The 12,562-nt window shown below is 70.6% G+C and carries 10 protein-coding genes; 6 read left to right on the top strand and 4 right to left on the bottom strand.

Annotated features, from left to right (window positions below; genetic code table 11):
• Positions 1–15: 15 nt before the first annotated feature.
• On the top strand, positions 16–1,023 hold the full coding sequence (locus Ahu01nite_RS17685; RefSeq protein WP_203837639.1) for a glutathione S-transferase family protein: 1,008 nt from the start codon (positions 16–18) through the stop codon (positions 1,021–1,023).
• On the opposite strand, the gene Ahu01nite_RS17680 is transcribed toward Ahu01nite_RS17685, so the two are convergent.
• The gene (locus Ahu01nite_RS17680; protein ID WP_203837638.1) at positions 1,024–1,668 is read right to left on the bottom strand and encodes an NAD-dependent epimerase/dehydratase family protein; all 645 of its coding nucleotides are present in this window, start codon (positions 1,666–1,668) and stop codon (positions 1,024–1,026) included.
• Positions 1,669–1,717: 49 nt separating this feature from the next.
• Here Ahu01nite_RS17680 and Ahu01nite_RS17675 point away from each other — a divergent pair, with 49 nt between their 5' ends.
• From Ahu01nite_RS17675 to Ahu01nite_RS17655, 5 genes are all read left to right on the top strand, one after another.
• On the top strand, positions 1,718–4,546 hold the full coding sequence (locus Ahu01nite_RS17675) for an SWIM zinc finger family protein (RefSeq protein ID WP_203837637.1): 2,829 nt from the start codon (positions 1,718–1,720) through the stop codon (positions 4,544–4,546).
• Positions 4,543–5,604 (top strand): ATP-binding protein, encoded by a 1,062-nt coding sequence (locus Ahu01nite_RS17670; RefSeq protein ID WP_203837636.1) that lies wholly within the window; start codon positions 4,543–4,545, stop codon positions 5,602–5,604. Before Ahu01nite_RS17675 ends, Ahu01nite_RS17670 begins: the two co-directional genes overlap by 4 nt.
• Positions 5,597–8,683: a DUF5682 family protein gene (locus tag Ahu01nite_RS51380; protein WP_275411757.1), complete on the top strand. Its 3,087-nt coding sequence runs from the start codon at positions 5,597–5,599 to the stop codon at positions 8,681–8,683. Before Ahu01nite_RS17670 ends, Ahu01nite_RS51380 begins: the two co-directional genes overlap by 8 nt.
• Positions 8,680–9,855, top strand: coding sequence for a VWA domain-containing protein (locus Ahu01nite_RS17660; RefSeq protein WP_203837635.1), 1,176 nt, complete (start codon positions 8,680–8,682; stop codon positions 9,853–9,855). Before Ahu01nite_RS51380 ends, Ahu01nite_RS17660 begins: the two co-directional genes overlap by 4 nt.
• Before the next feature lie 273 nt (positions 9,856–10,128).
• A complete protein-coding gene (locus Ahu01nite_RS17655; RefSeq protein ID WP_239158915.1) occupies positions 10,129–10,476 on the top strand; it encodes an Mth938-like domain-containing protein in 348 nt (115 codons plus the stop codon).
• 290 nt (positions 10,477–10,766) lie between these two features.
• On the opposite strand, the gene Ahu01nite_RS17650 is transcribed toward Ahu01nite_RS17655, so the two are convergent.
• From Ahu01nite_RS17650 to Ahu01nite_RS17640, 3 genes are read right to left on the bottom strand one after another with little or no spacing between them, the layout of a single operon-like run.
• A complete protein-coding gene (locus Ahu01nite_RS17650; RefSeq protein WP_203837633.1) occupies positions 10,767–11,093 on the bottom strand; it encodes a nuclear transport factor 2 family protein in 327 nt (108 codons plus the stop codon).
• Positions 11,090–11,752 (bottom strand): 4'-phosphopantetheinyl transferase family protein, encoded by a 663-nt coding sequence (locus Ahu01nite_RS17645; RefSeq protein WP_203837632.1) that lies wholly within the window; start codon positions 11,750–11,752, stop codon positions 11,090–11,092. Before Ahu01nite_RS17645 ends, Ahu01nite_RS17650 begins: the two co-directional genes overlap by 4 nt.
• Positions 11,749–12,549, bottom strand: coding sequence for an alpha/beta fold hydrolase (locus tag Ahu01nite_RS17640; RefSeq protein ID WP_203837631.1), 801 nt, complete (start codon positions 12,547–12,549; stop codon positions 11,749–11,751). The genes Ahu01nite_RS17645 and Ahu01nite_RS17640 overlap by 4 nt, the downstream gene beginning before the upstream one ends.
• Positions 12,550–12,562 lie beyond the last annotated feature (13 nt).

Here is a 12,562-nt window from a genome sequence, read left to right as displayed (position 1 = left end):
GAGCAAGATGGGGGAATGCCTTACGTGTCAACAGCCGGTGAGTTCACCCGTGACCAGCGTTACATCGCCACCCGGATCACCGCCGACGGGCGGGACGGATACCCCGTCGAGCCCGGGCGGTACCGGCTGATCGTGAGCCGCGCGTGCCCGTGGGCCAACCGGGCAATCATCGTGCGGCGGCTGCTGGGGCTCGAAGAGGTGCTGTCGATGGGGATCGCCGGGCCGACCCATGACGAGCGGAGCTGGACGTTCGACCTGGATCCCGGGGCGAAGGATCCCGTGCTCGGCATCGAACGGTTGCAGGAGGCGTTCTTCAAGCGCTTCCCGGATTACGACAAGGGCATCACCGTGCCGGCGATGGTCGACATTCCGACCGGGCAGGTGGTGACGAACGACTTCGCGCAGATCACCCTCGACCTGTCCTCGGAATGGCGGCAGTATCACCGCGAGGGTGCCCCGGAGCTCTATCCGGAGGCGTTGCGGGAGCAGATCGACAAGGTGAACCGGTTCGTGTTCGCGGACGTCAACAACGGGGTCTACCGGGCCGGGTTCGCGGGGTCGCAGGAGGCGTACGAGAAGGCGTACCACCGGCTCTTCGATCGGCTTGACGGCCTGTCCGAACTGCTCACAGAGCAGCGATACCTTGTCGGCGACACGATCACCGAGGCGGACGTGCGCCTTTTCACGACCCTGGCGCGCTTCGATCCCGTGTATCACAGCCACTTCAAGTGCAACCGGTCGAAACTGTCGGAGATGCCGGTGCTCTGGGCGTACGCGCGGGATCTGTTCCAGACGCCCGGATTCGGGGACACCATCGATTTTGTGCACATCAAGAAGCACTATTACGAGGTGCAGCGCGACATCAATCCGACCGGGATCGTGCCGGCCGGGCCGGATCTCGCGAACTGGCTCACCGAGCACGGCCGGGAGAAACTGGGTGGGCGGCCGTTCGGCGACGGCACCCCGCCGCCCCCGCCCGTACCCGCCGAGGTTGTGCCCGCGGAGCACGGTGCCCGGGCCTGATCAGCGCAGGTCGGCGTTCTCCACGACGTGGTCCGGGAAGCCGAGGCGTGCGGCTCGCAACATCGCGCGCCCCAGCCGGTCGGTCGTTGTCGTGTATTTCGGTACGTAGCGGACCAGCAGCGGCATGACCGGGGCCATGAGCGTGTAGAGGAGCCGGTAGCTGCGGGTCTTCGACTGGGCGCCGTAGGTCGGCTGGATCAATCCGGGGCGGAACGCGTACCCATGGGGGAAGATTTTGATGATCTCGACCTCGGTCCGGCCCTTGATCCTGGCCCAGCTGGCGCGGCCGTCGACGTCGGTGCCCGCGCCGGAGACGTACACAAAGGCCATCTCGGGGTTGTGTTTTGCCAGGATGCGGGCGGCGGCAACGGGATAGTCGTAGGAGATCCTGGTGTACTGCTGCTCGCTCACGCCCGAGGACGAGATCCCCAGGCAGTAGAAACACGCGTCGTAGCCGTCGAGCCGATCTTCGAGCGGCGCAAGATCACCGAGGTCGGTCACGGTGACTTCGGTCAACTTCGGGTGGTGTACGCCCAGAGCGCGCCGGCCGATCACCAGAACTTCCTCGACGTCGTCGGCCAGCAGGCTCTCCCGCAGTACGCCCTGGCCGACCATGCCGGACGCCCCGAAAACGATCACTTTCATCCGCCGTACCTCCGCGAAATTGTCGTACCCCGCTCCTACTGTCCTCTCCGTGCCCGTTGAACGATGGACCCCCGCTCAGGTCGACGCCGTCGCCCCCGATGCCAGCTCGCTGAAGGGCGCCCGGGGCGTCGGCACACCTGCCAAGTGGCAGGGGTCCGGCCTGCTCGACGACGTGCTCTGGGGCCTGTGCAAGGGCAGCGGCAGCAATCCCTACCAGGTCTGTGTCGATCTTTCCGGTCCCGCCTACAAGTGTTCCTGCCCGAGCCGCAAGTTTCCGTGCAAACACGCGCTCGGGCTGCTGCTGGTCTGGGCCGGGGGCGCGACGATCGAGGAGTCCGCCGAGGCTCCCGCCTTTGTCGCCGAGTGGCAAGCGAGCCGGTCGGCACGGGCTGCCAGAGCAGCCGCCCCCAGAGCGACCGGCAGCGCCGATCCCGCCGCCGCGGAGAAACGGGCCCAGCAGCGCGCCGAGCGGGTCGCCGGTGGCATGGCCGAGCTGAGCCGCTGGCTGGACGACCAGGTGCAACAGGGGCTCGCCACCGCCGAGCGCGCCGGTCACCAGCCCTACGAGACGATGGCCGCGCGCCTCGTCGACGCGCAGGCCCCGGGCGCCGCGTCCGCGGTGCGCCGCCTCGGCAGCGTCGCGGGCATCGGGCCGCACTGGGGTGACCGGCTGCTCGGTGACCTGGCGATGCTCCGGTTGCTGGTCGACGGGCACGACCGGCTCGACGAGCTCTCCCCCGCGCTGGCCGCCACGGTCCGGTCCCGGATCGGTTTTGTGGTCCCGACCGAGGAGGTGCTCGCCGGGGAGGCGGTCCGCGATCACTGGCAGGTGCTCGGTCAGCACGACAGCGACGACGGCACGATCACCACCCGGCGCAGCTGGCTGCTCGGCGCCGGCACCGGCCGCTTCGCGCTGCACCTGTCGTTCGCCGCGCCCGGCCAGTCCCTCGCCGCCGACCTGGTTCCCGGCACGTCCTTCGACGGCGAGCTCTGCTTCTATCCGGGCGCCGTCCCGCTGCGTGCCCTGCTCAAGGACCGGCTCAGCCCCGTGCGGCCCCTGCCGGAGCCGGTGGGCGCGGTCGGGATCGGCGTGGCCCTGGCCGGGTGGACCGATGTGGTGGCCGCCGAGCCCTGGCGCACCGACGCCCCGATGCTGCTCGCGGCCGTGGTGCCCAGCGCCGATGGCCACCTCACCGATGCGTCCGGTGCGTCCCTGCCGCTCGCGGCCGGCTACCGCGAGCCGTGGTGGCTGCTGGCGTTCTCCGGCGGCGCCCCGGCGACCGTCGCCGGCGAGTGGACCCCCGGCGGCCTGCGTCCCCTCGCCGCCTGGGTCAACGGCCGTTTCATCCCGGCCGGTCCGCCCATGCCGGGCGCGGGCGTGGCTCGCTCCCCCGAGCTTCCGCCCGATCTGCTCGCCGCGGCGCTGGTCGGCACGGCCCGCCGCCCGTTCGCGGCGGCCAGTATCGATGTCGGCGACCGGTCCCTGCCGGTCTCCCGATTGTCGCTGCTGGAAGCGGCCGCGACCGCCCTCATCTACGCCCGGGCGGGCGTCACTGCCGCCACCGACCGGCCCGGCGTGCCACCCGCGCCCGCCGAAACCGACAGTCCACTCCCGGGTGCGGCCGGCATCCGGTTACGGCGGCTGCTCTCCGACGGCGGCACGCCCGGCGGCACCCAGCAGGCCCAGGAGCTGCTCAGCCAGTGGCTGGCCGCGGCCGCTTCCCACGGCGGGCACGTGCCGCCCGACACGCTTCCCGCATTGCTCGACGCGGGCCGGCGCAACAGCGTGATCCGTCCCGCGATCGGCCGGGTGGGCGGCCGGCGCGGCCAATGGCTGGCCGCGATGCGGCCCGACTGGCGTTGGTTGCGCGACGAGTCCCCGGGCGAGTCCGACCCCCTGACCTGGGACACGGGTACGCCCGGAGAGCGCCTCGAGCACCTCACCCGGCTCCGGAGGACCGACCCGGGCGCCGCGCTGGCCATGCTCCGGGGCACGTGGAAATCCGAGACTGCCGAGGACCGTGCCCGGTTCATCACGGCGCTGGCACACGGGCTGTCCACCGACGACGACACATTCCTCGACGCGGCGCTCGACGATCGGCGCAAGGAGGTCCGCGAGGCCGCTCTTGAGCTGCTGCAGCGCCTGCCCGGTTCGGGGCTGGGCCGGCGGATGGCCGAGCGGGCCCTCGCGGCGGTCACCCTTCATGGCGACCGGCTCGTGGTGGTCCCGCCCGCCGAGCTGACCCCGGAGCTACGCCGCGACGGGCTCGCGGCCCAGCCTGCGCGTGGGACCGGCGTGCAGGCCTGGTTACTGGAAGAGGTCATCGCCGGGGCACCGCTGACGACCTGGACATCTGCCTTCGGGCGGGGCCCTGCCGCGGTGGTCGCCCTGGCCCGCAGCCACGACTGGGAGACGCCGCTGCTGCACGGGTTCGCGAAGGCCGCGATCGTCCAGCAGGCCCCGGAATGGGCCACCGAGCTGGTACGCGACGAAAACCTGCGTGAGGCCGTCCGCTGGGACCTGCACCTGCTGCTCCCACCCGCCGAGCTGGCCCGGATAGCCGCCGACTTCCTGCGCCGTGAGGACCACCTCGCCCACCGGCTGCTCGCCGTGCACCCCGGCGCGTGGCCCGACGAGCTGGCCATAGCCGTCATCGAGACCATCGCCCACCGCGCCCGCACCGACAAACACAGCTGGCAGCTCGCCGAGCTGTGCCGGGCCGCGGCGCTCGCCATGCCACCCCGTTACTCGCCCCACCTGTCCAAACTCGCGGTCCAGCTGGACGAGGCCGCCGCCGACCCCTCGCGGGTTCGCCCGGTGGCCGAGCTGGCCCGCACCCTCACCTTCCGCCACGAGATGCTCCAGGAGTTCGAGTGACCGCTCTGCGCCCGCACGCCGAGGACCAGTATTCCGACGAGCTGGCCCTGCTGGCCGCGTCCGACGACCGTCCCCGCCCGCCCGGCTGGCGGCTCTCCCCGCAAGCCGTGGTGACCTACCTGCTCGGCGACGGCGCCAAGATCAGCCCGAAATACGTCGGCCCCCGCCGGCTCATGGAGGTCGCCGTCTCCACCCTGGTCACCGATCGCGCCCTGCTGCTGCTCGGCGTCCCCGGCACCGCCAAGACCTGGGTGTCCGAGCACCTCGCCGCGGCCATCAGCGGCGACTCCACGCTGCTGGTGCAGGGCACGGCCGGCACCGCCGAGGAGTCCATCCGCTACGGCTGGAACTACGCGCGCCTGCTCTCCGAAGGCCCTTCCGAGGCGGCGCTGACCCCCAGCCCGATCATGCGCGCGATGCAGACCGGCACGATCGCCCGCCTCGAAGAGCTCACCCGCGTCCCCTCCGACGTCCAGGACGCCCTGATCACCGTCCTGTCCGAGAAGACGCTGCCCGTCCCCGAGCTCAACACCGAGATCCAGGCCCAGCGCGGCTTCAACCTCATCGCCACCGCCAACGACCGCGACCGCGGCGTCAACGAGCTCTCCAGCGCCCTGCGCCGCCGCTTCAACACGGTGGTCCTCCCGATGCCCGCCTCCGCCGACGACGAGGTCGAGATCGTGGCCCGCCGCGTCGCCCAGATGGGCCGCTCCCTCGACCTCCCCGAGATCCCCGCCGCCCTCGAAGAGATCCGCCGCGTCGTCACCGTCTTCCGCGAGCTCCGCAGCGGCATGACCGAGGACGGCCGCACCAAACTCAAATCCCCCACGGCCACCCTGTCCACCGCGGAAGCCATCTCGGTCCTCACCAACGGCCTCGCGCTCGCCGCCCACTTCGGCGACGGCACCCTCCAACCCGCCGACCTCGCCTCGGGCATCGTCGGCGCCGTCATCAAGGACCCCGTCTCCGACACCGTGGTCTGGCGCGAATACCTCGAAACCGTCCTCCGCGAACGCCCCGACTGGCGCGACTTCTACCGAGCAGCCCGCAATGCCTGAACACCACTACGGCATCCGCCACCACGGCCCCGGCTCAGCCCGCGCCGTCGTCACCGAGCTGGACCGCCAGCAACCCACCATCCTCCTCATCGAAGGCCCACCCGAAGCCGACGACCTCATCCGCTGGGCAGCCGACCCCGCCCTCCAACCCCCCGTCGCCCTCCTCGGCTACGCCACCGACGACCCCCGCCGCTCCGCCTTCTGGCCCTTCGCCATCTTCTCCCCAGAATGGCAAGCCCTCCGCTGGGCCGTCACGAACGGCATCCCGGTCCGCTTCTTCGACCTCCCCTACGCCTACCGCCTGACCAACACCCCAGCCGCCCCCGCCCTCCCACCCACCGCTGCCCCGGACCACTCCCCCACTGACGGCCCTGCCACCGATTCCCCTCCCACCGACAATTCCCCTGCCCCCGGCCCTGCCCCTGTCTCAGCCGCCGCTGTCTCAGCCGCTGTGGACCCGGCCGCTGTGGACCCGGCCGCTGCTGTGGGCCCGGCCGCCGTCACTTCCGCTGCTGCCGATCCGCTTGCTGCTGCTTCGTCCGTTGTCGGCCCGGCCGCTGTCACTTCCGCTGCCGCCGATCCTGCTGGTGTCACATCCGTTGTCGAACCGGCCGCCGTCACTTCCGCTGCCGCCGATCCGCTTGCTGCTGCTTCGTCCGTTGTCGGCCCGACCGCTGTCACTTCCGCTGCTATCTCTTCGGCTGACGGCCCTAACGCTGACGGGCTTTCTGCTGACGGTCAGTTCGCCAGCGAACCTTTGGCTGGCTGGCTTTCTGCTGCTGGTCCTTCCATCGGGACTGCTTCACCTGGCGGTTCCTCCACTGGAAAGCCTTCCTCTAGCGGTTCGTCCCCTGACGGTTCCTCCGCTGACGCGCCTTCGCCTGACGGTTTCTCCGCTGATGCGCCTTCCCCTGACGGTTCTTCCGCTGGAGAGCTTTCCCCTAGCGGTTCTTCCGCGGGCAAGCCTTCCGGTGGCAAGCCCTCCGCAGGCGAGCCCTCCGGTGGCGAGCCCTCCGGTGGCGAGCCCTCCGGTGGCGAGCCCTCCGGTGGCGAGCCCTCCGGTGGCGAGCCCTCCGCAGCCAAGCCCTCCGGTGGCGAGCCCTCCGGTGACGTTGGTGTGACGGCGTCATGGCAGTCAGCGTGCTCGGTCACGGTTCTGCCCTCAGCCGTGGCTGCGCCTACCACAGTGCGCGAGGTCACCTTCCCGCCGTCCGATGTGGATGGGGAGGCACCGTTGGAGCGGGCCGGGCGGGTGCGGCCGGTTGATCCGATTGGGGAGTTGGCTGCGGCGGCGGGGTATGACGATCCTGAGCGGTGGTGGGAGGACGTTGTGGAGCATCGGGGGATGCCGGCGTTCGTGGCCATTGCGGAGGCTATGGCTGCTATCCGGGAGGCGTCGCCGGAGGATCCTGAGGATCTGGTTCGGGAGGCTTATATGCGGACGGTGCTTCGGGAGGTTCGGCGTACCCATGAGAATGTGGCTGTGGTGTGTGGGGCCTGGCATGTGCCGGCGTTGAGCCGCAAGGTTTCCGCCAAGGATGATGCCGCGTTGCTCAAGGGGCGCAAGAAGGTCAAGGTGAGTTTTACCTGGGTTCCGTGGACCTATGGGCGGCTGGCGTCGTGGTCCGGTTATGGGGCGGGGGTGCAGTCACCGGGGTGGTATCACCACCTTTTCACCACGGCGGACGAGGTCGTTCCACGGTGGCTGGTCGACGCTGCAGGGGTGCTCCGGGCGGAGGGGGTGCCGACGTCGTCGGCGCACGTGATCGAGGCGACGCGGTTGGCGGAGGCGCTGGCGACGGTTCGGGGGCGGCCGCTTGCGGGGCTGGCTGAGGTGACCGAGGCTGCTGAGGCTGTCATGTGTGACGGGGAGCCGTTGCGGGTGGAGCTCATCGGGCGGCGGATGGTTGTCGGGGAGCGGCTCGGGGGTGTGCCTGCGGACATGCCGACCGTACCGTTGGCCAAGGATCTTGCGGTGCAGCAGCGGGCCGTACGGCTCAAGCCTGAGGCTTTGGAACGGGTTCTTGAACTGGACCTTCGGAAGGATCTTGATCTGGGGCGCAGCCGGTTGCTGCACCGGATGCGGGCGATCGGGGTGCCGTGGGGTGAGGCTGAGGCCGCTCGGCGGGGCACCGGGACTTTCCGGGAGCAGTGGCGGTTGCGGTGGCTGCCGGACTTCGAGGTTCAGCTGGTCGAGGGCAGCATGCACGGTACGACCGTGGCCGGCGCGGCGACCGCGAAGGTGACCGGGGCCGCGCGGGAGGCGGCGACGCTCGGTGAGGTGACCGCGCTGGTGGAGGTGTGCCTGCTCGCCGAGCTGGGTGACGCTTTCCCGGCGGTGCTCGCCGCGCTCGACACGCGTGCCGCGCTCGATGCGGACCTCAATCACCTGATGGCGGCGATTCCGGCGCTGGCTCGGACGTTGCGGTACGGCGATGTCCGGCGTACCGATGTGGCGGGGTTGGAGACTGTCACCGCGAGCCTGCTCACCCGGGTCTGTGTGGGGTTGCCCGCGGCGTCGGGATCGTTGTCCGATGACGCGGCGAAGGAGTTGCGCGGGCACATCGACGGCGTGCACCAGGCGGTCGGTTTGCTCGACGACGACGCTACCCGCGAACAGTGGCTGAACGCGCTCACCTCGGTGGCGGGGCGGAGTGACCTGCACGGATTGCTCGCCGGACGGCTGTCGCGGTTGCTGCTCGACGCGGGGCGGGTCGACGGCGCAGAGGTGCGGCGGCGGCTCGGGCTGTCGCTCACCATCGGTACGCCGCCCGCGCACGGTGCTGCCTGGGTGGAGGGGTTCCTCTCCGGCGGCGGGCTGCTGCTCGTGCACGACGAGGCGCTGCTGGAGCTGCTCGACCAGTGGCTCGCCGACATTCCGGCGGATGCTTTCGACGACGTGCTGCCGCTGCTACGGCGTACGTTCGGCGCTTTTGCCACCGGGGAACGCCGCGCGATCGGTGAGCGGATCGCGGGTGGTGCGAGCCGTGCCGGTGGCGAACCTCTGATGCTGGACCACGAACGCGCCGCGCGGGTGCTGCCCACGCTGCGTGCCCTGCTCGGCCGGGAGGTCGGATGACGGACAACACGGATCACTCGCGGCGCGAAAGGCTGCGCCGGTGGCGGCTCGTTCTGGGCGGTCCGGCAGAGACTTCCCTGGGTACGGCCGACGGGCGCGACGGGCGCATGGACGCGGCGCTCGCGGCGCTCTACGACGGCGGCGGCGAGACCGAGGGCCAGAGCAGATCCCGCTCGGCCGGTCTCGGTGGCTCGGCGCCCAAGGTGGCCCGCTGGCTCGGCGACATCCGCGAATACTTCCCCAGCACCGTCGTCCAGGTCATGCAGTCCGACGCCATCGAACGCCTCGACCTGACCCGCCTGCTCCTCGAACCCGAAATGCTCGACGCCGTCGAACCCGACGTCAACCTGGTCGGCACGCTGCTCTCCCTCAACCGCGTGATGCCCGAGAAGACCAAGGACGCAGCCCGCCAGGTCGTCCGCAAAGTCGTCGACGAACTCGAGAAGCGCATCAGCCAGAAGACGCGCACGGCGGTGAGCGGCGCCCTGAACCGCGCAGCCCGGATCAACCGCCCAAAACTCACCGACATCGACTGGGACCGTACGATCCGCGCGAACCTCAAGCACTACCAGGCCGAGCACCGTACGGTGATCCCGGAACGCCTCATCGGCTACGGCCGCCGCACAACGGCAATCCAACGCGACGTCGTCCTCTGCGTCGACCAGTCCGGCTCGATGGCCGCCTCGGTGGTCTTCTCGGGCGTCTTCGCCGCGGTCCTCGCCTCGATGCGCTCTCTGAAAACCTCCCTCGTCGTCTTCGACACGGCCGTCGTCGACCTCACCGACCAGCTCACCGACCCCGTCGAGGTCCTCTTCGGCACCCAGCTCGGCGGCGGCACCGACATCAACCGAGCCATCGGCTACAGCCGCCAGCTCATCACCCGCCCCCGCGACAGCATCTTCATCCTGATCAGCGACCTGTACGAAGGCGGCGTCCGCGACCAGATGCTGCGCCGCGTCGCCGAGATGACAGCCGCTGGTGTCCAGGTGGTGGTGCTGCTCGCGCTCTCCGATGAGGGAGCACCCGCTTACGACCACGAGAACGCCGCAGCGCTGGCGGCTCTGGGAGTGCCGGCTTTCGCTTGTACGCCCGACGCGTTCCCGGATCTGATGGCCGCCGCGATCGAACGAAGAGACCTGATGGCCTTCGCCGACCGCCTCGCCGACTCGTGACCGCACCAACGGGTCCGGGCAATGGGCCGAGGCAATGGGCCGGGGCCGAGCGGGGCAGTGGGGCCTGGCGCGGTCGGCAGTGGGCCGGGCCGGGGGCAACGGGCCAGGGACGGGCGGGGGCAACGGGCCAGGGACGGGCGGGCCACTATGGACGGCATGACATCGGGTTCTGAGACTGTGGGGGCGCCGGCGGGTGGCGGCGAATCGGCCGACCTTTCCGATGCGGGGGTTGAGGGTGCACAGCAGGGCGGCGGGGCGGGGCGGTCGCCTCGGGTGGCGGAGGTTGAGTGGGGGCGGATTGTTGTTGCGGGGGTGGGGGAGTTCAAGGATGTGATCGTTTATCCCGGGGGTGGGCGGGCCTGGGATTGGCGGGAGACGGGGATGCGGCATCGGCCCGGGGTTCGGCCTGTTGATGTGGTCGAGTTGCTGGAGCGGGGGGCCGACGTGATTGTGCTGTCGCGCGGGATGGATCTCGTGCTTCAGGTTGATCAGACGGTGTTGGATTTCCTTGCGGGGAAAGGCATCGAGGTGCAAGTGGCCGAGACTCGGGAAGCCGTGCGGATCTACAACGAGCTGAGTGAGCACCGGGCCGTCGGCGCACTGTTCCACTCGACCTGCTGACCGCGGCCGGGCCGGCAAACGCCGGGCCGGCAGGCGGGACCGGGCCAGTAAACGGGAGCAGGCTGGACAAGGCAGACGGGCGGGCGGCCGGGTCAGCCGGGCGGGCGGCCGAGCGGCCGGACCGGCAGGCGTACGGACCGACAGGCGGCCGGGCGGTAAGGCGGCCGGGCAGGCAAAGCCGGGCTGGCGGGCGGGAGCCGGCCAGCAACCGGGAGCGGGCCGGGCAGGGCAGGCGGCCAGGCAGATGGCCTGGCGATCGGGCGGTCAGGCCCGGCGGTCAGGCCCGGCGGTCAGGCGGTGATGGTCATGCGGGTGATCTGGCTGTTTGCCAGGGTGAAGGTGAAGTAGCTGGGGCCGTTGAAGCCGCCGCCGGTGACGGTCGCCGTGACCACGTACGTGTTCGGGGTCGGGGAGGTGATGGCGGTGACCTCGAAGCGGGTGTGGGTGCCGATGTTTTCGGTGTCGTTCCAGTGGCCGATGGCGTCGTGGCCGTGGAACTCCCGGCCCCAGTCGTCGATGATGCCGTCGGGGGCGAAGGCTGACAGGAAGGTGGCCCTGTCCTCAGTGTTGGTGGCGTCGAAGAAGGTTTGGATCGGGGGTGGGAGGGTTACGGTCATGGCTGGTCCGCCTGGGTGGAGGCGTGTTCCAGGACGATGGCTGTCAGGACGAAGCCGTCCTCGGCCAGGAATTTTCCGTGCAGCGTTTTGAACGGGCCGTTTCGGAGCAGGGCGGCGGTGAAGGTGCCGGATTCCGGTGAGAAAGTGAGTTCGGCCTCCTCGAAGCCGAGCCATTCCCCCGTCTGCGGGAACCAGACCTTGTAGACGGATTCCTTGGCGCTGAACAGCAGCCGCTCCCACCACACGTCCGGCCACCCGGCGGACAGCTGGGCGAGGTGGGCCCGTTCGGACGGCAGGGAGACCAGGTCGAGGACGCCCTCGGGCAGTTTGTCGTGCACCTCGGCGTCGATGCCGACGCCGGCGATGTCGGTGGACAGGGCGACCGCGGCGGCGCGGAAGCCCAGACAGTGGGTCATGCTGCCGACGACTCCGGCGGGCCAGATCGGGGCTCCGCGTTCGCCGCGCAGGATCGGGGCTGGAGCGACGCCCAGCTTGCCCATTGCCTCGCGGGCGCACCAGCGGGCCGTGGTGAACTCGGCGCGGCGTTTGGGGACGGCGTTGGCGATCAGTTCTTCCTCGCCGGGGAGGAGGGTGGATTCGGGCTTGTCCTCGAGGGAGTGCCGCGACTGGATCGTGGGGGGTAGCAGGCGCTCGATCATGCGGTCAGGAACTCCAGCATCGCTCTGTTGACCTCGTCCGGTTGTTCGAGGTAGCCGTAGTGGCCCGTTGCCGGGATCGTGACGAAGGCCGCGCCGGGGATGGCGGCGGCTAGGTCGCGGCCTTGAGCCGGGGGTGCGATCAGGTCGTCGGCGAAGGAGAGGACAAGCGTGGGCGTGGTGATCCTCTCGTACGCGGCGCGGCGGTCGGTGGTCAGCGTCACGTTGAGCTGGGCGCGGTGGTCGGCGGGGGCGGCGGGGGACAGCTCCAGGATGTCGAGCCAGTCCTGGGCTGATTCGGGGTCGGCGAGGGTGGCCGGTGAGAGGTTCTGCAGGGCGCGGGTGACGGCGTCGTATTCGGGCGGGAGCTTGATGCCCGAGTCGGCCAGGGCGCGGTCGGCGGCGGCGAGGGCGGTGGAGACCGGGTCGGGGCGGGCGCGGGAGGCCATCAGGACGGCTCGGTTCACCAGCTCCGGGCGTACGAGCAGAAGCTCCTGGGTTATGTAGGCGCCCATGCTGGTGCCGACGATGTGGCAGGGACCACCGACCAGCTGGGTGATCAGGTTTGCCGTGTCGGTGACCAGATCACCGACCGTGAGACCGGGCCCGGCCGGACCGCTGCCGCCCGTGCCGCGGTTGTCCAGGGTGATCACTCGGTGACCGGCCGCGACCAGCGCGGGGGCTTGGTGCAGCCACCAGCTGCGGCCGCTCGCGCCGGTGCCCGCCAGGAGCAGAACGGGCGCGCCCCGGCCGGACTCCTCATAGGTCAGCGTGACGTCGCCGACGGAGATCGAAGGCATGCCGGAACCCTAC

This window comes from Winogradskya humida (assembly GCF_016862215.1).
Taxonomy (GTDB): domain Bacteria; phylum Actinomycetota; class Actinomycetes; order Mycobacteriales; family Micromonosporaceae; genus Actinoplanes; species Actinoplanes humidus.
This window is presented reverse-complemented; position numbering and strand designations above follow the sequence as displayed.